We start from the raw sequence: 20,025 nt of genomic DNA on the forward strand, positions 1-20,025 counted from the left end.
CGCGCTCAGATCGCGTGCGGGTAGACCGTCAGCATGTGGGCGCCGAACCACGAGCTCAGCGTCACCACCGTGGCGAGCACCCACAGCTGGGTGAACGGGCGGGCGCGGGACAGTGCGATCGCCGACGGGATCAGCATCACGAAGGCGGGCAACAACAGTCGCGGTCGGCTCATCATCAAACCGCTCGAGGCGACGATCGACACGATCACCAGCGTCCCGTACAGCAGCACCGGCCACGGCAACCGTTCCCACACGCAGACCGCGACGAGTGCGATGGTGGCCACCATGATCCATGCGGTCGCGACCACGGCGACCTCGTCGGCGTTGACGAGCGAGTAGTTGACGAACTGCCAGGCGGCCTTGCCCCAGTCGATCTCGGTGCCCCACCCCTGGGTCTGGATGGTGAACCATCCGGTGGGACTGCCGGTCTGGTGCCACACCACGCCGAGGTAGCCGAGATAGCCCAGCGGGCTGAGGATCACCGCGAGCCACGCACGTGGTCCGTCGCGACGGGCGAGCAGCGCCGCCAGCATCACCACGCCGACCAGCACCACGGCCGTGGGGCGGGTGAGTCCGGCGAGCATCGTCATGGTCCCGGCGAGCAGCCACCGGCGTTCGAGGACACCGACGAGCGCCCACACCGCGAGCGCGCAGAACAGGGCCTCGGTGTACGCCATCGACAGCACGATGCCCATCGGTGCCGCGGCGAACAGCACCACCAGGATCAGCCCGACTCGGCGCGGGACCACCCGCGACGTCGGCGCGTCGGTGGAGTCGGTGGTCGAGTTGAGGAACATCGAGACGCGCGAGGTGATCCGCAGGTTGTCGGTGAACCAGCCCGACCCGCCGCGCGGCCGGTCGCCCATCAGGCGACAGCACAGCGCACCGAGGCGCGCGACGCCGACCGCGGCGATGCAGCCGACCACGATGTTGACCGCCATCGCGGCACCGAACGTGGTGACGCCGGGCAGTTTCGCGACCGCACCGACGAGCATCGGGTACCCGGGGAAGAAGGCGTAGGGGGTGTTGGCGTCGCGATAGCCGTGGGCGTCGGCCTGCGTGAACGGCACACCGCCGTATCCATGCTCGGCGATGGCCAACATCCAGCGGCCGTCCCAGGACGAGAGGAAGTAGCCGACCGAGCCACCTCGCAGATCGGCGAAGCGGGCGAGCGTCAGCAGCCCGATCGCCCGGATCGCGAGATAGATCGCGATCGGCGCCAGCCAGTCCTGATGTCGGCCGGCCCATCCGGGCTCGACCGGCGACCCGGTGTCGGTCGACGTGGGCTCGAGGGCGTCGGTGCTCGACCCGGGACGGTCGGTCGCCGTCGGGGTGCTCGCCGAGGGGGTTCCTGCCACGACAGAGATCGTAAGCCCCGCGATCGAACCGATCCGGCCAGGTCACCGCTCGAATCGGTCATGGCGCAGGTCGGCCGGTAGGGTATGGCGAGTCTCAGATGGCGGTACACAGACGAGGACAGGTGGAGGTAGGCCGGCGTGGCGCTCGTGGTGCAGAAGTACGGCGGATCGTCGGTCGCATCGGCCGAACGCATCCGTCGCGTGGCCGAGCGGATCGTCGCCACCAAGAAGCAGGGGAACGACGTCGTCGTCGTGTGTTCGGCGATGGGCGACACCACCGACGAGCTGCTCGACCTCGCCGAGCAGGTGTGCCCCTCGCCGCCCGCCCGCGAGATGGACATGCTGCTCACCTCCGGTGAGCGCATCTCCAACGCGTTGGTCGCGATGGCGATCAGCTCGATGGGCGCTCAGGCGCAGTCGTTCACCGGATCGCAGGCCGGCGTGATCACGACGAGCAGCCACGGCAAGGCCAAGATCATCGACGTCAACCCCGGCCGCGTCCGCAGCGCGCTCGACGAGGGCAAGATCGTCCTCGTCGCCGGCTTCCAGGGCGTCTCGCAGGACACCAAGGACGTGACCACCCTCGGTCGCGGCGGCTCGGACACCACCGCCGTCGCGCTGGCCGCTGCGCTGAACGCCGACGTGTGCGAGATCTACACCGACGTCGACGGCATCTACTCCGCCGATCCGCGCATCGTCCCCGACGCACGCCACCTCGCGACCGTCTCCTTCGAGGAGATGCTCGAGATGGCCGCGTGCGGCGCCAAGGTCCTGATGCTGCGATGCGTGGAATACGCACGCCGATACAACGTTCCCGTACACGTTCGCTCGTCGTACACGACCAAGCCCGGCACCATCGTGTCCGGTTCGATGGAGGACATCGCAGTGGAAGACGCAATTCTCACCGGAGTCGCACACGATCGCAGCGAGGCCAAGATCACCGTGGTGGGGCTCGACGACAAGCCCGGCTACGCCGCCCGGGTGTTCCGTGCCGTCGCCGACGCCGAGATCAACATCGACATGGTGTTGCAGAACGTCTCGAAGGTCGACACCGGCAAGACCGACATCACCTTCACCCTGCCGAAGGAACTGGGGCCGGTCGCGGTCGACAAGCTGATGAAGCTCAAGGGCGAGATCGGGTTCTCGGAGATCCTGTTCGACGACCACATCGGCAAGGTGTCGCTGGTGGGTGCCGGCATGAAGAGCCACCCCGGTGTCACGGCGACCTTCTGTGAGGCGCTGAGCCAGGCCGGCATCAACATCGAACTCATCTCCACCTCGGAGATCCGGATCTCGGTGCTGTGCCGCGACACCGAGCTCGACGACGCCGTACGCGCGATCCACTCCGCGTTCGATCTCGGTGGCGACGAGGTCGCGACCGTGCACGCCGGAACAGGACGGTGACCCGATGACACGAGCGGAGCGAGGAGAGAGTTCGTGACGAATATCGGAGTCGTCGGCGCGACCGGACAGGTCGGTGCCGTCATGCGGACCCTGCTCGCCGAGCGGGAGTTCCCCGCCGACGAGGTGCGGTTCTTCGCGTCGTCGCGGTCGGCGGGCAAGAAGCTGCCGTGGCTCGACGGTGAGATCACCGTGGAGGACGCGGCGACCGCCGATCCCTCGGGCCTCGACATCGCGTTGTTCTCCGCCGGCGCGACGATGTCGCGGGAGCAGGCGCCGCGGTTCGCCGCCGCGGGGGTCACCGTGATCGACAACTCCTCTGCGTGGCGCAAGGACGCGGACGTCCCGCTGATCGTCTCCGAGGTCAACGGCCACCTGGCCGCGAACCCGCCCAAGGGCATCATCGCCAACCCGAACTGCACCACGATGGCCGCGATGCCGGTGCTCAAGCCGCTGCACGCCGAGGCCGGTCTGCGTCGGCTCATCATCTCGAGCTACCAGGCGGTCTCGGGGAGCGGCCTCGCCGGTGTCGAGGAGCTCGCCGGGCAGCTGCGTGCCGGGATCGATGGTGTCGAGGGGCTGGTGCACGACGGGTCCGCGGTCACCGGTCCGGATCCGGTCAAGTACGTCGCCCCCATCGCCTACAACGTGATCCCGTTGGCCGGGTCGATCGTCGACGACGGATCGTTCGAGACCGACGAGGACCAGAAGCTGCGCAACGAGTCGCGCAAGATCCTCGATCTGCCCGGGCTGTTGGTCAGTGGCACGTGTGTGCGCGTGCCCGTGTTCACCGGCCACTCGCTGTCGATCAACGCCGAGTTCGACCGGCCGTTGTCGCCTGCGCGTGCGCGCGAGATCCTGGCCGACGCCGCCGGCGTGCGACTGGTCGACGTGCCGACCCCGCGTGACGCGGCCGGCATCGACGAATCGCTGGTCGGACGGATCCGTGTCGACGAGGGCGTACCCGACGGACGCGGCCTGTCGCTGTTCGTCGCCGGCGACAACCTGCGCAAGGGTGCCGCGCTGAACACCATCCAGATCGCCGAACTGCTCGTCTGATCGGTCGGGTGCCACACTGGAGTGCGTGAGCACTCCGCAGGACCCCGAGCCCATTCCCAGCCTCGCCGAGCTCGACGCCATGGACATGGCCGAGATCGCGGCCGGTCGGACGTCGGCCGACAAGGATCTGCGCACCGACGACATCGGACCACCGCCACGCGCGCTGCAGCACGCGTTCGTGCTGTGGGTGGGCGGCGCCGTCGCGGCTCTCATCAGCGCGGCGTACGGGCTGATCAACCTCGGGACCATCTCCGATGCCCTGCGTGGGCGGCTGGAGGAGGGCATTGCGACCGACCCCCGTGAGTCGGCGCCGGCCACGCAGGTCGATTCGCTGTCCTCGACGTACCCGGTGATCATGCTGATCGCCATCGTGGTGCTGCTCGCCATCCAGTACCCGCTGCTGACCGCCATCGCGCGTCACCACAGCCGCAACTGCCGCAGCTTCTACGTCACCGCCGTCGTGTTGATGCTGTTGTGCATCCCGGTCGGCATCGACCTGCTCTTCGACTACCCCGAGGTCTCGCCGGTGATGACGGTGGTCGCGTGGGTGCAGTTCGCGTTGCTCCTGCTCTCGGCGCTGTTCACGCTGCGTCGCAGCGTCAATCAGTGGCTCCCCGAGCCCATGCGACTGCGTCCGGGACAGATGCGGTCCCGTCGCGGCTGAGCCCGTGGTCGCTACAGTGCCGCGATCTGCGCGGTGAGTGCGGACTCGTCGACGCGGGTGCTGTGGCCGTCGGCGATCACCACCTCACCGTTCACGAGCACGGTGTCGACGATCGACGGGCTCCCGGTGGTGAGGATCGACGCACCGGGGTCGCTGACCGGCAGCGTCGCGAAGTCCCGGTCGAAGCGGATGACGGTCAGGTCGGCGGGCGCGCCCACCGTGACCCCGCCGACCACCTCGGGCAGCCCCATGGTCGGGTTGACGCCGCCACACGCCATGTCGATCATCTCGCCGAAGCCGAGCAGATCGGCCCTCTTGTGGGTGGCCCGCTGCAGGTAGGCGGCGATCCGGAACGACTCGAGCATGTTCTGGGTGTCATTGCTGGCGGCGCCGTCGACGCCCAGTCCCACACGCAGTCCCTCGGCGAGCATCGCCGGGACCGGTGCCACACCGCTGCCCAGCCGCATGTTCGACAGCGGGTTGTGCGAGACGCCGACGCCGTGCGCGCGCAACGTCTCGCGATCCTGGGCCGAGACCTCCACGCAGTGCACGGCGAGCAACCGGTCCCACAGGAAATCCGACGTCGCGAGGTAGTCGAGCGCGCCGACGCCGGCGTGCTCGCGACACATCGCGTCGTCCGTCGGCGTCTCCGCGAGGTGTATCGACACCGTCATCGATCGCGCCTGGGCGTACCCGCGGACCGCGGCCATCCCGTCGGGCGTCAGCGAGCGGGGGTTGGGCACCGCGAGTCCGACGGTGATCGTCGAGCCCGCGACCGCCTGGCGCATCTGGTCGACGTGGGAGAACACCTCGTCGAGCGGTTGCATCAGCGACGGCTCGAAACCCCACCGGCGGGTCGCATCCGCGCGGTCGGCGATCCCGCGCCCCACCACGGCCCGCACACCGGTGTCGCGCAGACCCCGGATCACTGCGTCGTGCACGTCGGGCGAAGGGTGCGGCCACATGTGTTCGAGCAGGGTGGTGGTTCCCGAACGAAGTCCCTCGAGCGACGCCGACACCGCTGCGAGATAGGCGCGCTCGGGCGTGATCGCCGTCGACCGCCGACCCACCTCCAGCAGCCACGAGAGCAGTGGTGTGCACTCGGCGACGCCCCGCATCAGCGACTGCTGGAGGTGGGTGTGGGTGTTGACGAAGCCGGGGATGACGTGGCCTCCGGGCGCGGTCGCACGAACGCCCTCACCGGTCCCCGCGGGCACGATCGCGGTCACCACGCCGTCGTCGATGACGATGTCGCGGTGACTGTCCCACCCGCCGCCGCAGTACACCGACGCGTCGGGCACGAGAATGCTCATCGGCGTGCGAAGTTGGCGGCGATGCGCTGCTGCAGGTAGTCGTGGGCGGTGATCGGCGGGTACTTCCCACCGGGCCCCTCGATCACGACGTCGCGGTTGGCCTGCGCGAAGAACGCGATGGTGTGGCGTGCTCCCCGATACTCGTCGCGTCGCGGCGAGCGCACGCGGTGGAAGTTCGACGGCAAGCGGTCGTCGGACCAGCGCATCAGCATGTCGCCGATGTTGCAGGTGATCGCGTCGTCGGACGGTTCCACCGAGGTCCAGGCCTGCTCGTCGCTCTCGGCGCCGGGGAGCACCTGCAGGCCGCCCTGACCGGATCTCTGGAACAGCAGTGTCAGTGCGTCGAAGTCGGTGTGTGCGCCGGCCCGCCAGAGGTCGGGCCGGTCGAGGAGGTCGTCGTCGAACGGGTAGTAGTGCAGCAGCCGCAGAGTGCTCTGGTAGTCGGTACTCGCCGGATCGTGTGCCCGCGTGAAGAAGTCACGATCAAAACCGAGGGCAGGGGCGAAGCACCCGAGCACCCGCATCGCGATCTCCCAGCACCGTCGTTCGAAGCCCTCGACGAGATCCCGGAAGCCCTCGAGCTCGGTGTCGCTCGGCCAGAGGCCGTCCATGCGGGGCCGCGTGACCTGGAACGACTCCTTCTGATCGGGCGTTCCGACCGACGGGCGAACCTGCGACGAGTACTCCCACCCGGCGTTGGTGCCCGGGCGCAACGGATAGCGCTCCTTCACCGCGGTGGGCAGGGCGAAGAATCGCTCCGATGCCGCGAAGACGCGGTCGAGGGTGTCGGCGTCGATCCCGTGGTCGACGATCTGGAAGAACCCGATGTCGGTTGCCGCGGTCCACAACTCGGCGGCGATCGCGTCGTGTCGCGTGTCGAGATCACGCAGACTGATGCGTCGGATCTCTCGGCGGGTGGTCTCGGTTCCGACGCCGCCCATGCGCTTCTCGCGCAGGAGTTCGGTCATCGGTGCCCGTGGGCTCGCGTTCCGTGTGGTGTCGTCCTGGGTGGTGTCGTTCACGGGTGTGATCTCTCTTCGACGTGAGGGCGGATGCGCTTTTCGACGCGGCGTGAAGAGTGAGAACACCGCGGACGCGAACACCGGGACTGCCCGGTGCTACACACGACCTCTGCGCACAGACGCTAGAACACCGGCGGGGACCGCGCCACTCGAACATGGCCGGGAGGCCGCCGGGCGGAACTCTCATCCCCCCAGCTGTCTGGATCCGTTCCAGATGATGCCGTAGCGTTGGTCCCATCTCCGGCCGTGAACGAATGCAGCCCGACCGACAAGCGCGACTCTTCGAGCCCTGGCGAGCCGCACGGCACCACTAGGAGACCATCGATGACCCAGAACGCCTCCACCCCGCGCACCACCTCCAACACCGGCATCCCGGTCGCGAGCGACGATCAGTCGCTGACCGCCGGCCCGCAGGGACCGATCCTGCTGCACGACCACTACCTCATCGAGAAGATGGCGCAGTTCAACCGCGAGCGCGTGCCGGAGCGCGTCGTGCACGCCAAGGGCGGCGGCGCCTTCGGTGAACTCGAGATCACCCACGACATCTCGAAATACACGAAAGCTGCTGTGTTGCACCAGGGCACGAAGACCGAAGCGCTGGCGCGTTTCTCGACCGTCGCCGGTGAGCAGGGCAGTCCTGACACCTGGCGTGACCCGCGCGGCTTCGCGTTGAAGTTCTACACCACCGAGGGCAACTGGGATCTGGTCGGGAACAACACCCCTGTCTTCTTCGTCAAGGACCCCATCAAGTTCCAGGACTTCATCCGGTCGCAGAAGCGTCTGCCCGGCTCGGCCCTGCGTGACCACAACATGCAGTGGGACTTCTGGACCCTGAGCCCGGAAAGCGCACACCAGGTGACCTGGTTGATGGGTGACCGCGGCATCCCGAAGACGTGGCGCAACATGGACGGCTTCGGATCGCACACCTACCAGACGGTCAACGAAGCGGGAGAACGCTTCTGGGTGAAGTTCCACTTCAAGACCGACCAGGGCATCGACTTCCTCACCCAGGACGAGGCGGACACCCTCGCCGGCAGCAGCCCCGATCACCACCGTCAGGATCTCTACGAGACCATCGATTCCGGTGACTTCCCGAGCTGGACCTTCAAGATCCAGGTCATGCCGGTCGACGAGGCCGAGGGCTACAAGTTCAACCCGTTCGACCTCACCAAGGTCTGGTCGCAGAAGGACTACCCGCTGATCGAGGTCGGCAAGCTCACGCTGAACCGCAATCCGCGGAACTTCTTCAACGACATCGAGCAGTCGTCGTTCGAGCCGTCGAATGTCGTTCCGGGCATCGGCTTCTCGCCGGACAAGATGCTGCTGGGTCGGGTGTTCAGCTACGCCGACGCCCACCGCTACCGCATCGGCACCAACTACTCGCAGCTGCCGGTGAACTACGCGAAGAACGCGGAGATCAACACCTACTCCAAGGAGGGGGCGATGTCGTACCGCTCCAACGGACCCGAGGTCCCGGTGTACGCCCCCAACTCCTACGGCGGACCGCACGCCTCCGAGCAGGCCGCCGGCGACGAGGGCCTGTGGAGCTTCGACGGCGACGCGCTGCGTACCGGCTACGTCGAGCACCCCGAGGACGGTGACTTCGTGCAGGCGGGCCAGCTCGTCCGCGAGGTGATGGACGACGACGCACGCGATCGGCTCGTCGACAACATCGTCGGCCACGTCCTCGACGGTGTTAAGGAGCCCGTGCTCAGCCGCGTGTTCGAGTACTGGACCAACGTCGATCCCGACCTGGGCAAGAAGGTCGAGGCCGGGGTCCGCGAGGGCGCCCAGGGCTGATCTGCACCGACACCACACCCAACGGCCCCACGGAACAATCCGTTCCGCGGGGCCGTTGTGCTCGGCGTACGTGTTCTGTGGTTCACGTACCCCAACTGTCCCTTCAGGAAGAGGAGCTCATGAGCATCGACACCGTCTACACGATCACGTCCAAGGCCACCGGCGGCGGACGCGACGGACAGGTCTACTCCGACACCGGTCAGATCGATCTCGATCTGCGCCCGCCGAAGGAGATGGGCGGTAGCGGTGAGGGCAGCAACCCCGAGGAGCTGTTCTCGGCCGGTTACGCCGCATGCTTCCTCGGCGCCCTGCGCGCCACAGCCGAGCAGTCCGGTGTGAAGCCCCCGGAGGGCACCGAGGTCAAGGTCACGATCGGTATCGGCAAGGATTCCTCCGATGGTGGATTCGGCCTCACCGCCGCGATCGACGTCACGCTGCCCGGTCTGGACCAGGAGACCGCCGACAAGGTCGCCGAGACCGCACATTCGTTCTGCCCGTACTCCAAGGCGACCAAGGGCAACATCGAGCAGACGGTCACCGCGCACGTCTGATCCGCCTGTCGGAGCCCGAGAGGCGGTTGTAGCGTGAGCGCGTGACCGATCCCGACACGCCGGCCCCGATCCCACTGCATCGCCAGGTGCGCGCGATGCTCGTGGTGTTCGGCGGCGGGCTGGTCGGGACCGCGCTCCGCTACGCCGCCGAGCAGCTCGATCCGGCGACGTCAGGGCACTGGCCGTGGGCCACGTTCGTCGTGAACCTCGTCGGCGCAACGATTCTCGGGTCCTTGGTCGGCTGGCTGACGGTGTCGGGTCCCGACACCGGTGTGCGCCAGCGGATCCGGCTTCTCGTCGGCGTCGGCTTCTGCGGCTCCCTGACCACCTACAGCGCTTTCGCCCTGGAATCGGACCGGCTGCTCGCCGGCGCCGGCCGAGTCGTGGGTATCGCCTACGTCGCGACGACCGTCATCGTCGGGATCATCTGCGCCGCACTCGGTTTCATTGCTTCGCGATCGGTGATGACGCGGTGATCGCGGTCCTCGTCACCCTCGCGGGCGCACTCGGGGCGGTGGCCCGCTTCGCCGCCGACGGCGAGTTGCGCCACCGTTTCGGGTGGTCGACGCCGTGGCAGACCACCATCATCAACGTCACGGGATCGTTCGCGCTCGGTGTGATCGCCGGCCTGGTGACCGGCGCCGGGGTCGATGCCGACTGGCAGGCGGTGATCGGCACCGGCTTCTGCGGTGGTTACACCACCTTCAGCACCGCCAGCGTGGAGACCGTGACGCTGCTGCGATCCGGTCGCGCCGGCGCCGGGATCGGTTATGCGGCACTGTCGTTGATGCTGTCGCTGGCGTCGTGCGCCGCCGGCCTCGGCATCGTCTACGCGCTCGGCTGAGCGACGATAGACGTGTCAGAAATTCTCGACGTCGCCCAGCGACTCGAGTGGTTCGTCGTCGGCACTGCGGCCCAGATAGGCGGCCAGGACCACGAGCAGCACGATGACGACCAAAGCTGCGACGACACCGATCGTCGACAGCAGACCCATGAGCGGCAGCGCGGTCACGACCGCGCCGATGAGCGTGCCCAGGATGACGGCGACGAGAACGCCCTCGATGGCCAGGGTCAGCCAGTCGCGGCTGCGCTCGTCGGGGCCGACCCCCATGGGTGCGGAGCCCGTGCTCACAGTGCCCCGGTGGCTGCGGAGGCGGCCAGGATCACGATGGTCGCGATGACCAGGGCAGCGAGCATGACGACGCCTCCGTGCTCGCCGAGGAGCAGACTCTCCGGCGGACCGGGCAGCGCGTCGGCGATGTCGCCGAGCAGGTTCTCCGCCTTGTCGGCGACATCGGCGAGAACCGAATCCGACGCGGTGTCCGCATCGGCGAGGGAAGAGGCCGCGAAGGTGGCCGGGCTGGTGACCGCGGGCTCGACGCCTGCGGGCTGGGGGATGTGGTGCTCGAGAATGTTCTGGTCCATGGCGGGCCTTTCGAACAACGCGCGGTCAGGCGCGGGTGACGCGACGACCCATTTCTTTGATCGCTATGAAAAGGACGCTATACCGTTACCTGCCCGAACAGAGAATCCCTGAACGCATCGGTATCCATTCGAGAACATCGGTAACGGATCGATAACGCCCCCGGGGCAGAGGGGGCGTGCTCACACCGCCGGGGCGGAACACACAACGCGTTGTGTTATCGCTCAGCTGTGTGCAAAAAGCTGACCGCGTGACCGCACGAGTTCATACTGGAGTGGTGAAGGCAGCAGGTGCGGCGACAGCCACCGACGACGACGTTCTCCGTTCCGCGCTGGCCGCCCATCACGCGCACAGCGCCGATCAGATCGAGTCGGTGGTCGCCGATCTGATCCGAGAGGGTGCGCTCGCGGCGGGAACCCGTCTGCCCACGATCCGCGACCTCGCCCACGGCTCCGATCTGAGCACCCGCGCCATCGTCTCGGCGTGGAGTTCCCTGCGCGGCGACGGACTGATCGAGACCAACCGTCGCGGCGGCACCGTCGTGGTCGACACCGCGAATTCGGCGCGTCCCGGGTGGGCCGACCGGGACCTGCTCACCGGCAGCCCCGATTACGCGCTGCAACCCGATCTGGCCGACGCGATGTTGGCGGGCGTGCGCTCGGATCACCTCAACCGGCCCCGTCGCGACTACATCACCGATCGCCTGCGCGAGGCGGTGGTCCACACCTGGCCGTTCGCGGCCGAGTCGTTCGTCGCTGCCGGCGGCGGCTCGGAGGGTCTGCTCCTCGCGGTCGAGGCGGCGGCGTCGCCCGGTGAGCTGGTCGCCGTCGAGGAGCCGGTGATCCCCGGGTTCCTCGACACCCTCGAGGACGTCGGCTACCGCGTGGTCGGGATCCGGGCGGACGAGGACGGCGTCTGTGCCCGCTCGCTCGCCGAGGTGCTGGCCCTGCAGCCTGCGGTCATCGTCCTGCAGCCCGAGGGCGCCTATTCCGCCGACGGGACGCTGAGCGCCTCCCGGACCGACGAGATCGCCGAGGTGCTCGCCGCCGCCGACACCCGTCCGTGGATCGTCGAGGACGACGCGGTCGGCCCGCTCGCCGACGAGCAGGCGCCGTCACTCGGTGCTCGCTTCCCCGATCAGACCGTGCGCGTACGCAGCTACTGCAAGGCCTACGGGATGGACATCAAGACCTGCGTTATCGGCGGCAGCGCGCACCTCATCGACCGCGCGATCCGGTTGCGTGTGCACGGTATCGCCGCCAACAGTCGCATCCTGCAGAACGCGCTGGCGCATCTCGTCACCGACGCGGCCGCCGACGCGGTCGTCGACACCGCACGCACGCGGTACGCCGGCCGCCGCAACGCGCTGCGCAGCGCGCTGGCCGACCGGGGGGTGACCGCGCACGCCGGACCCAACAGCCTGGTGGTGTGGGTGGAGGTCCGCGACGAGACCGGCGCACTGCTCGAACTCGCCCGCCGCGGTATCAACGTCGGCTCCGGCGCACGCTCGTACGTGGCCGGCGGCGGCGGGCTGCTCCGCATCGCGGTGCCGCAGCTGCCCGACGCCCCCGCAGCCGTCGCCGAACTCGCCGACGCGGTCGCCGGCGCGGCCGGCGTGGTGCACCGGGAGTTCCTCGACTGATCAGCGGATCACGACGGCGGGCGCGGTGAGCGCGGGCGCGATCTCACCCGCGATCGCCTCCAGGCAGCCGACGAAGTGGTCGTGGTGGAGGGCGAGCGGCACCGAGAACAACAGGTCGCTGGCCCGGTGCGTCGCCCCGGAATCGTGTGCTGTGTCCACGATCCGGGCGGTCGAACCGTGGTGGACGTGGACCTCACGCAGATAGCGATCCGGATCGGTCGCCGCCGGGGTCGAGGCGTAGTAGCCGGGGCTGATCTGCCGGTCGGTGGTCAGCAGACGACGAGCGTCGCCGGGGAGGACGCCGATCGTGGTGCCGATCCGCGGCGGTGCCCCACGACCGGCGTCGGCGTGGGCGTCGAGATAGGTGTCGATCAACTGCTCGACGCCCGAACCGCGTCGGGCCTCGGAATTGGCGTGGGGGAGCAGGCCGTCGCCGACCGACCCCGCGCGCCGCGCGGTGTCGGAGTCACCCGTCGACTGCCATATCCGTCCACGGAGCGGGGTCGGGTCGGGCTGCATGACGACCGCGTCGGCGACAGTGCCCGTACCCGTCAGCCGATGGATCCGGTCGAGGTGCGTGCGGTAGAGGTGCTCGCGATCGGCACCGCTCAGCCCGAAGCCGGTGTAGGTGCTCGCCGAGAGCCCGAAGCCGAGGCCTTTGCCGACGCCGAACTCGACCCGTCCGTCACTCAGGTGATCGGTGACGGCCGCGTCCTCCACCAGGCGTACCGGGTTCTCGAACGGCAGGGCCACCACACCGGTCCCGAGGCGAAGTCGCGTGGTGTGTTGCGCGATCGCGGAGAGGACGGGGAACAGGCTGGGCACGGCGGCGTGATGTGCGCCGAAATGACGGGCGGCCACCCAGATCGTGTCGAACCCCAGACGCTCGGCGGCCACTGCGATCTCGATCACGCGGCGATACACCGCCACGGTCGGCTCCCCCATGCGGACCTGGAGGAACAACGAGTACCGCCGGGGGTACCCGCCGGGGTCGATCGCCGAAGTGGTCACAGGCCGTAGTGTCCGCGCAGGGTGGACGCGGTGTACTCGGCGCGGAAGAGGCCGCGGCGCACCAGGATCGGCATGACCGTGTCGACGAACGTGTCGAGTCCGGCGGGCAGTTCGTCGACCATCACGTTGAAGCCGTCGCAGGCGCCCGAACGGAACCAGGTCTCGATGGTGTCGGCCACCTGCTCGGGTGCGCCGACCACCGTGGCGTGTCCGCTCCCTGAGGCCAGAAGTCTTGCGGCGCCTCGCGTGTCGAGACCTCGGCGCCGGACGAACTCGAGGAAGACCGCCCGTTGTCCGCGTGCGCTGTCGGTGGCCTCCTCGGGCGGTACGAGGTCCCACGGGATGGGGGAGTCGAGTGCCAGCGCGTCGGGATCGACGCCGAGGCGAGCGGCCAGGTTGACGATCTGCACGTGATCGGGGATGAGATCGGCGAGCTCGTCCTGTCGTCGGCGCGCCGCCGATTCGGTGTCGGCGAGGATGACGATGAGCCCGGGGAGGAGTTTGACCGAGTCGGGGTCGCGCCCGGCGCGTGCGGCGATCTGCCGGACCTCGTCGCGGCGGGTACGCGCGGAGTCGGCATCGACATGGGCGGTGTAGATCGCATCGGAGGTGCGCGCACCCAACTCGACGCCGTGCGCCGAGGCGCCGGCCTGGATCAGGATCGGCCGTCCGTGCTCGAGTGGCGGTGCCTTGAGGGGGCCTGCGACGCGGAAGTGTTTGCCGTCGTGGTTGATCGGATGGATTCCGCGGGCGTCGAGGTAGTGCCCGGTCGCCCTGTCGGCGATGACCGAGGAGGGCGACCACGAATCCCACAGAGCGGTCACCACGTCGATGAACTCCGCTGCCCTCTCGTACCGGTCGGCCTTGGGCAGCGCCTGTTCGAACGAGTGGTTGCGGGCGGCGGCGTCGCCGCCGGTGACCACGAGGTTCCATCCCGCCCGCCCACCGGACACCGCGGCCAGACTCGCGAACTGCCGTGCCAGGTTGTAGGGGTCGTTGTACGAGGTCGTCGCGGTCACGATCAGACCGATGTTCTCGGTCGCCGCCGAGATCACCGACTGCGCCACGATCGGGTCGAGGAGTCGGCTCGGCGCGTTCCACTCCTTGGTCTGCAGGTCGGGTGAATCGGCGAGGAACAGTGCGTCGAACCGCCCGCGCTCGGCGATGCGTGCGACCTCGAGGTAATGCTCGATGGTGACGAAATGTCCTGCGGGGCTCTCCGTGCGGCGCCATGGGCTCCCGATGGTGCCGCCGGGGATCAGGTTGGCGTTGAGAATGACGTGCCGTGGTTCGTTCATCGGGATCTCTCGTCGGTGGCGGGACGATGCGGGCGTCAGGCGATGTCGGCGGTCGGCCGAGGGGTGATCGCGGATCCGACGGTGAGACGCGCCGGATCGGAGATCCACTGCGACAGCGACCCCGGGTAGAGGGCCGCGGAGACCCCGAGGGTGGCCAACACCAGGACCTGGAGAGCGGCGGCGACGCCGCTCGAACAGTAGGTGGCCGCGACCACGTCCGCATGCTCTGCGCCGGGCGACGCGCGACGCAGGTCGACGCCGAGCGAACGGTAGCGCGCGGCGAGCTCGTCCGCCGGTCGCAGGCGGCCATGGTCGTCGAAGTCGTCGAAGACCGGTGCGCTGATCGCCCCGGGGATGTGTGCTGCGCCGCCCTCGCGTCCCGCGAAGTGCTCGGCCGGACGGGCGTCGAGCAGCACCGCTCGTCGGGTGACCTCGACGATGTCGTCGATCTCCACCACCGGCAGTCCGCCCGGCCGTGGTCGGATGGCTCGTGACGCGCCGAGGACGGGTCGGGGTGCGGTCCGGGGTCCCCGCGCGATGTCCCCGCCGGCATCGATCCAGGAGCGCAGCCCGCCGTCGAGCAGTCGAACGTCGCGCACGCCGGCCCACCGCAGCACCCACCAGGCCCGCGCCGCTGCGGCCGAGGTCGAGTCGTCGTGGACGACCACGGGTGTCGCGGGCGTGATGCCCCACCGGCGCAGCGACGCGCGGAGCTGGTCGATCTCGGGCAGCGGCCGCGCGCCGGACCGGGGCCCGACGGTCCCGGAGAGGTCGACGTCGAGGTCGACGAAGCGGGCGGTCGGGATGTGTCCGCGCAGGTGGGCGTCGTGATCGGGACGACCGAGGGCATCGACGCGCACGTCGAGGATCACTGTCGACTCCATGGTCGGGCGGTGTCGGAGAGCGACGGCCGACACCAGGTGTTCTGCGCGTGAACCGGTCATGGGTGGGGGTCCGTCCTCGTGGTCGGCGGTGAACTCTGCACGAAGTTATGTTTCCGCGCGAATTGGGAACATAGTTCCGCGCGCCGTGATTTTTGTTCTCACGATTCGGGCATGTCTCCGCATACATTCCTTCCCGAGACGAACGACCCACCCCGGACACCGAGAAGGGAGCAGTGCCGATGACCTCTGTGAGCACCACGACGATCGTCGACGTCGCATGGCTCCGCGACGCGATCTCGGCCTCGCCCTCGGACGTGGCCGTCATCGAGGTCACCGGCGACGAGTCGCACGACGGTGGCGCCGGGGTCATCCCCGGATCCCGATCGATCCACTGGAAGCCGCTCCTGTGGCACGACACCCGACGCGAACTGGCCACCGCCCGGACACTGGCGGGGCGATTGCGGGACCTCGGTGTCGGCGCCGACACCGAGGTGGTGCTCGCCGGCGCGCCGACCCAGTTCGCCGCCTACGCGATCTGGGTGGCCACCGTCGCCGGTGTCGCGGACCGGCTGCACTACCTCGACGGCGGGCTCGCCGCCTGGTCCGCAGCAGGATTCGGTGAAACCTCACGCGCTGTCCTCCCGGCGGCATCGACCCCGCCGGCATCGACCCCGCCGGTATCGACCCTGCCGGCACCGACACGTCCGACACCGTCGCACCCCCGACCATCGGTGGTGATCGATCGGGCCGGTGTCGAGAACGCGATCGGGTCGGCGTCGACCGGGATCGTCGATCTCCGCTCACCGCAGGAGTTCTCGGGGCAGCGCGTGTCACCCGAGACCGAGATCATCGACCATGGGGCGCAGCGGCACGGTCGGATCCCCGGGGCGCGCGCGCTGCACGTCGCCGAACTGCTCGATGACGACACGCGGATCCTGCCCGTGGACCAGCTGCGCGAACGTGTGCGCGCCGCCGATCTCGACTCTGCCACCGACCTGGTCTTCTACTGCCGGTTGTCCCACCGGGCGGCGTTGGGCTGGTTGATCTTCGACGAGGTGCTCGGCGACAGCCGGGTTCGTGTCTACGACGGGTCGTGGACCGAGTGGGGGAGCGTCGTGGGCGCTCCGATCGAGCTGTGACCGCCACGATCACCCCGGCCGGTCCCGCGGCGTCACCCGAGTCGACCCGGCCGGTGTCGGCAGTCGTTCAATCCGGGCGGGGTGGCGCGCTCTTGCGCCGGGTGGCCTCCACCGTCGCCTCGGCGGTCGGCATGCTCTGGGCCGCGATGACCCTGGCGTTCCTCGCGATTCATCTCGCTCCCGGCGACGCCGTCTCGGCCGTCATGGGCGAGGCGAGCAACCCCGACCTACGTGCGAAGGTCGAACAGGACTGGGGACTCGATCAACCGTTGATCGTGCAGTACGGTCGGTACCTCGGCAAGCTTCTTCGCGGCGACCTCGGCTACTCCTATGTGCGCGGAGAATCGGTGTCCGACATCGTGTTCGGCGACCAGATGATCTCGACCGCGAAGCTCGCGGGCGTCGCGCTGGTGATCGTTGTCGTCGTGGCGCCGCTGCTTGCCGTGCTGACCGCGGGACGCCGGGGCCCGGTCGCGGCAGGGGTCAGCGGCCTCGAGCTGGGTGTGGCCTCCGCCCCCACGTTCTGGGTCGGCCTCGTCCTCATCTGGGTGTTCGCGTTCACGCTGCGGGTGCTCCCCGTCACCTCGGGCACCGAACTGCAACGCCTGGTGCTCCCCGGACTCACCCTCGCGCTCCCCATCGCCGCCGTTCTGGCGCAGGTGATGCGCGGTGGTATCGAACGCGCACTGGAGCAGCCGTTCGCGGTGTCCGCCCGTGCACGCGGCATCGGCGCACTGCGGCTGACCGCCGGACACGGCCTGCGGCACTCGTTGATCCCCGCGGCCACGCTCGCCGGCTGGGCGGTCAGCAGTCTGCTCACCGGGACCGTCGTGGTCGAGGAGGTGTTCGGACGCGCCGGACTCGGCAGCGCCACCGTCGAGGCCGTCACCTACAAGGATCTCCCGGTCGTGCTGGCGGTCGCTCTGCTCACCGCGACGGTGTATCTCGTCGTGACCGTCGTCGTCGACCTCGCCTACCTCTGGATCGACCCACGTCTGCGGGAGGCCCGATGACGTCGGTATCCGTTGTGTCCTCCCGGTTTCGGCCGACGACTCGACCCGTGCCCGTCGGGCTCACGGTGGCCGGGGTCTTCCTCGTGCTGGTCGTGGTCGCCGTCGCGTGGCCCGGACTGTTCGCGCCCACCGACCCGCTGCGGATCGACCTGACGATCGCGCACTCCGCGCCGTCGCTGCACCACCCGTTCGGCACCGATCAGCTCGGTCGCGACGTGTGGACGCGGGTGGTGCACGGTGCGCGCCTGTCGGTCTTCATCGGTGTGTCCGCGACGCTGCTCGCCGTCGCCGTCGGTGTTCCCCTGGGCCTGCTCGCGGGTCTGGGCAACCGCGGTGTCGACACGGTGCTGTCGCGGTTCTTCGACCTCATCGGCGCGTTCCCCGAGATCCTGCTGGCACTGGTGCTCATCACGCTGACCGGGACCGGCACCACCAACCTGATCCTGGCCATCGGTATCGCGTCGTCGCCGCGGTTCGCCCGCGTCATGCGCGCCGAGACGCGCGGTGTCGCCGGAACCGGATACGTGACCCACGCGCGGCTGACCAGCCGGACACATCGCCACATCGTGGGTCGCCACATCCTGCCCAACGCCGTCACCACGCTGCCGGTCCTCATCACCCTGGGCCTGGGTACCTCGATCCTCGGGGCCGCTGCCCTGAGCTTCCTCGGCTTCGGTCCGCAGCCGCCCACGCCCGAGTGGGGGTCGATGCTGGCCGAGGCCCGCGACGATCTGCGCATCGCGTGGTGGTCGGTCTTCTTCCCGGGCCTGGCGATCACCGCGACCGTCATCGCGAGCACCGTGGTCGGGCGTGCCACCGCCCGCCGCTTCGAGCACCGGGACCCACGATGAGCACGACCACCGCGGTGAGCGCCGCGCCGCAGACCCCGTCGGTCGCCGACGCAGACACCCTCGTCCGGATCGAGAACCTGCGCATCGCCTTCGGCGACACCGAGGTCGTGCACGGCGTCGACCTCTCGGTCCGTCGCGGCGAGGTCCTCGCCATCGTGGGCGAGTCCGGATCGGGGAAGTCGGTGACGACGCGCAGCCTGGTGGGTCTCGCCGGTGTCGGCGCACGGATCGCCGCCGACCGGTTCGAGATCCTGGGCGAGAACGCACTCGACCGTAGCGAGAGGAGGTGGCGATCGGTGCGCGGCCGTCGCGTCGGACTCGTGTTGCAAGACGCGCTGACGGCCCTGGATCCGTTGCGCACCATCGGCGCCGAGGTCACCGAGGCGCTCGTCGACGTCCCGCGGCGCGAGCGCACCGACCGCGTCGAGGCGCTGCTGACCTCGGTGGGGATCCCCGATCCGGAGGTCAAGCGGCGACAACGCTCGTTCCAGCTCTCCGGTGGGCAACGACAGCGCGCCCTCATCGCCTCGGCGCTCGCGGGCGACCCCGACCTCATCATCGCCGACGAACCCACCACCGCACTCGACGTCACCGTGCAGGCGCAGGTTCTCGACCTGGTGGTCGCCCAGGCCCGAGCCGGACGCGCGGTCATCCTGGTCAGTCACGACCTCGCCGTGGTCTCTGCGATCGCCGACCGCGTGATCGTCATGCACGACGGGCACATCGTGGAGCAAGGCCCGGTCCGGACCGTGATCGATGCGCCCGCTGCCGATCACACGCGAGCACTGATCGCCGCGGTACCGCGCGGCACCGCCCGCCCGCCGCTCGCCGACGCCCCGGACGCGGTGCCGGTGTTCTCCGCGAACGGCCTGCGCAAGACCTACCGGGTGCTGCGGTGCCCGGTGGTCGCGGTCGACGACGTGTCGTTCGACGTCGCCGAGAACGAGGTGGTCGGGGTGGTCGGCGAGTCGGGTTCGGGGAAGTCGACCGTCGCCGAGCTCGTGACCGGGTTGCTCACCCCAGACGCCGGCGAGATGTGGCTGCACGGCGCGCCCCACACGGCCGCGAACCGTCGCGCCGGTGCGATAGGCCTCGTCGCGCAGGATTCGGTCGCATCCTTCGACCCCCGCTACACCGTCGACCGGATCGTCGCCGAGAGCGTGGCGACCGTCCGACCCGACCGTGACGACCGATCGGCACGCGTTCGCGAACTCCTCGACGCGGTGCACCTGCCCTCGTCGGCGGCGCACAGGCATCCGCGAGAGCTGTCCGGCGGACAGCGCCAGCGCGTCAACATCGCTCGCGCCCTGGGATCGTCACCGCGACTGCTGGTGTGCGACGAGCCGGTCTCGGCGCTCGACATCTCGGTGCAGGCCCAGATCCTCGACCTGCTGCGAGAACTCACCGAGAACACCGACATCGGTGTCGTGTTCATCTCTCACGACCTGTCGGTGGTCCGGCAGCTCTGCCACCGACTCGTCGTCCTCGACCGCGGCCGTGTCGCCGAACAGGGTTCCGCAGCAGCGGTGTTCGCGAACCCGCGGTCGTCGTGTACGCGACGACTGCTCGACGCCGTCCCCACGCTCTGACCACAGC

General features: G+C 69.2%; 20 protein-coding genes. 12 read left to right on the forward strand and 8 right to left on the reverse strand.

Annotated features, from left to right (window positions below; all coding sequences use genetic code 11):
• Positions 1 to 5: 5 nt before the first annotated feature.
• Entirely contained in the window at positions 6 to 1,358 is a 1,353-nt protein-coding gene (locus tag OG579_RS14230; protein ID WP_408068681.1) for a hypothetical protein, read from the reverse strand.
• Positions 1,359 to 1,496: 138 nt separating this feature from the next.
• On the opposite strand from OG579_RS14230, the gene OG579_RS14235 reads away from it, so the two are divergent.
• From OG579_RS14235 to OG579_RS14245, 3 genes are read left to right on the forward strand one after another with little or no spacing between them, the layout of a single operon-like run.
• Entirely contained in the window at positions 1,497 to 2,762 is a 1,266-nt protein-coding gene (locus OG579_RS14235) for an aspartate kinase (RefSeq protein WP_045824686.1), read from the forward strand.
• 33 nt (positions 2,763 to 2,795) lie between these two features.
• Positions 2,796 to 3,818, forward strand: a complete 1,023-nt coding sequence (locus tag OG579_RS14240) for an aspartate-semialdehyde dehydrogenase (RefSeq protein ID WP_328856459.1) — start codon at positions 2,796 to 2,798, stop codon at positions 3,816 to 3,818.
• 25 nt (positions 3,819 to 3,843) lie between these two features.
• Complete coding sequence (locus OG579_RS14245; protein WP_328856460.1) at positions 3,844 to 4,482, forward strand: hypothetical protein; 639 nt, start codon at positions 3,844 to 3,846, stop codon at positions 4,480 to 4,482.
• A gap of 11 nt (positions 4,483 to 4,493) precedes the next feature.
• Here the strand turns inward: OG579_RS14245 and OG579_RS14250 are convergent, their stop codons facing one another.
• Complete coding sequence (locus tag OG579_RS14250; RefSeq protein ID WP_328856461.1) at positions 4,494 to 5,795, reverse strand: amidohydrolase family protein; 1,302 nt, start codon at positions 5,793 to 5,795, stop codon at positions 4,494 to 4,496.
• Positions 5,792 to 6,763 carry an isopenicillin N synthase family dioxygenase gene (locus OG579_RS14255; RefSeq protein WP_328859249.1) on the reverse strand — a complete coding sequence of 324 codons (972 nt, stop codon included), beginning with the start codon at positions 6,761 to 6,763 and terminating at the stop codon, positions 5,792 to 5,794. Before OG579_RS14255 ends, OG579_RS14250 begins: the two co-directional genes overlap by 4 nt.
• Before the next feature lie 378 nt (positions 6,764 to 7,141).
• On the opposite strand from OG579_RS14255, the gene OG579_RS14260 reads away from it, so the two are divergent.
• The 4 genes from OG579_RS14260 to crcB all read left to right on the forward strand — a co-directional run bounded on the left by OG579_RS14260 (position 7,142) and on the right by crcB (position 10,012).
• Positions 7,142 to 8,617: a catalase gene (locus OG579_RS14260; RefSeq protein ID WP_328856462.1), complete on the forward strand. Its 1,476-nt coding sequence runs from the start codon at positions 7,142 to 7,144 to the stop codon at positions 8,615 to 8,617.
• 119 nt (positions 8,618 to 8,736) lie between these two features.
• Entirely contained in the window at positions 8,737 to 9,168 is a 432-nt protein-coding gene (locus OG579_RS14265) for an organic hydroperoxide resistance protein (RefSeq protein ID WP_045824682.1), read from the forward strand.
• Positions 9,169 to 9,209: 41 nt separating this feature from the next.
• Complete coding sequence (locus tag OG579_RS14270) at positions 9,210 to 9,644, forward strand: fluoride efflux transporter FluC (protein ID WP_328856463.1); 435 nt, start codon at positions 9,210 to 9,212, stop codon at positions 9,642 to 9,644.
• Positions 9,641 to 10,012, forward strand: a complete 372-nt coding sequence (gene crcB / locus OG579_RS14275) for a fluoride efflux transporter CrcB (protein WP_328856464.1) — start codon at positions 9,641 to 9,643, stop codon at positions 10,010 to 10,012. The genes OG579_RS14270 and crcB overlap by 4 nt, the downstream gene beginning before the upstream one ends.
• Before the next feature lie 15 nt (positions 10,013 to 10,027).
• Here the strand turns inward: crcB and OG579_RS14280 are convergent, their stop codons facing one another.
• Entirely contained in the window at positions 10,028 to 10,300 is a 273-nt protein-coding gene (locus OG579_RS14280) for a hypothetical protein (RefSeq protein WP_045824679.1), read from the reverse strand.
• Positions 10,297 to 10,593, reverse strand: coding sequence for a hypothetical protein (locus OG579_RS14285; protein WP_328856465.1), 297 nt, complete (start codon positions 10,591 to 10,593; stop codon positions 10,297 to 10,299). The genes OG579_RS14280 and OG579_RS14285 overlap by 4 nt, the downstream gene beginning before the upstream one ends.
• 275 nt (positions 10,594 to 10,868) lie before the next feature.
• Between OG579_RS14285 and OG579_RS14290 the strand changes: the two genes are divergently transcribed.
• Entirely contained in the window at positions 10,869 to 12,233 is a 1,365-nt protein-coding gene (locus OG579_RS14290; RefSeq protein ID WP_328856466.1) for an aminotransferase class I/II-fold pyridoxal phosphate-dependent enzyme, read from the forward strand.
• Here OG579_RS14290 and OG579_RS14295 read toward each other — a convergent pair whose 3' ends face one another.
• From OG579_RS14295 to OG579_RS14305, 3 genes are read right to left on the reverse strand one after another with little or no spacing between them, the layout of a single operon-like run.
• Positions 12,234 to 13,244, reverse strand: a complete 1,011-nt coding sequence (locus OG579_RS14295) for an LLM class flavin-dependent oxidoreductase (protein WP_328856467.1) — start codon at positions 13,242 to 13,244, stop codon at positions 12,234 to 12,236.
• Positions 13,241 to 14,542: an NtaA/DmoA family FMN-dependent monooxygenase gene (locus tag OG579_RS14300; RefSeq protein ID WP_328856468.1), complete on the reverse strand. Its 1,302-nt coding sequence runs from the start codon at positions 14,540 to 14,542 to the stop codon at positions 13,241 to 13,243. Before OG579_RS14300 ends, OG579_RS14295 begins: the two co-directional genes overlap by 4 nt.
• Positions 14,543 to 14,577: 35 nt before the next feature.
• Entirely contained in the window at positions 14,578 to 15,486 is a 909-nt protein-coding gene (locus tag OG579_RS14305; RefSeq protein ID WP_328856469.1) for a sulfurtransferase, read from the reverse strand.
• 179 nt (positions 15,487 to 15,665) lie between these two features.
• On the opposite strand from OG579_RS14305, the gene OG579_RS14310 reads away from it, so the two are divergent.
• The 4 genes from OG579_RS14310 (at position 15,666) to OG579_RS14325 (ending at position 20,018) form a co-directional block, all read left to right on the forward strand.
• The gene (locus OG579_RS14310) at positions 15,666 to 16,565 is read left to right on the forward strand and encodes a sulfurtransferase (protein ID WP_328856470.1); all 900 of its coding nucleotides are present in this window, start codon (positions 15,666 to 15,668) and stop codon (positions 16,563 to 16,565) included.
• Positions 16,566 to 16,666: 101 nt separating this feature from the next.
• A complete protein-coding gene (locus tag OG579_RS14315; protein ID WP_328856471.1) occupies positions 16,667 to 17,578 on the forward strand; it encodes an ABC transporter permease in 912 nt (303 codons plus the stop codon).
• Positions 17,579 to 17,625: 47 nt separating this feature from the next.
• Positions 17,626 to 18,429 (forward strand): ABC transporter permease, encoded by an 804-nt coding sequence (locus OG579_RS14320; protein ID WP_328856472.1) that lies wholly within the window; start codon positions 17,626 to 17,628, stop codon positions 18,427 to 18,429.
• Positions 18,426 to 20,018, forward strand: a complete 1,593-nt coding sequence (locus tag OG579_RS14325) for an ABC transporter ATP-binding protein (RefSeq protein WP_328856473.1) — start codon at positions 18,426 to 18,428, stop codon at positions 20,016 to 20,018. Before OG579_RS14320 ends, OG579_RS14325 begins: the two co-directional genes overlap by 4 nt.
• The last annotated feature ends 7 nt before the right edge of the window (positions 20,019 to 20,025 follow it).

This window comes from Williamsia herbipolensis (assembly GCF_036153515.1).
Taxonomy (GTDB): Bacteria; Actinomycetota; Actinomycetes; order Mycobacteriales; family Mycobacteriaceae; genus Williamsia_A; species Williamsia_A herbipolensis.

Coding starts and splice junctions, on each gene's coding strand:
- OG579_RS14325 (WP_328856473.1), top strand. CDS start 18,426: ATGAGCACGACCACCGCGGTGAGCGCCGCGCCGCAGACCCCGTCGGTC.
- OG579_RS14255 (WP_328859249.1), bottom strand. CDS start 6,763: ATGACCGAACTCCTGCGCGAGAAGCGCATGGGCGGCGTCGGAACCGAG.
- OG579_RS14260 (WP_328856462.1), top strand. CDS start 7,142: ATGACCCAGAACGCCTCCACCCCGCGCACCACCTCCAACACCGGCATC.
- OG579_RS14300 (WP_328856468.1), bottom strand. CDS start 14,542: ATGAACGAACCACGGCACGTCATTCTCAACGCCAACCTGATCCCCGGC.
- OG579_RS14285 (WP_328856465.1), bottom strand. CDS start 10,593: ATGGACCAGAACATTCTCGAGCACCACATCCCCCAGCCCGCAGGCGTC.
- OG579_RS14250 (WP_328856461.1), bottom strand. CDS start 5,795: ATGAGCATTCTCGTGCCCGACGCGTCGGTGTACTGCGGCGGCGGGTGG.
- OG579_RS14310 (WP_328856470.1), top strand. CDS start 15,666: ATGACCTCTGTGAGCACCACGACGATCGTCGACGTCGCATGGCTCCGC.
- OG579_RS14265 (WP_045824682.1), top strand. CDS start 8,737: ATGAGCATCGACACCGTCTACACGATCACGTCCAAGGCCACCGGCGGC.
- OG579_RS14305 (WP_328856469.1), bottom strand. CDS start 15,486: ATGACCGGTTCACGCGCAGAACACCTGGTGTCGGCCGTCGCTCTCCGA.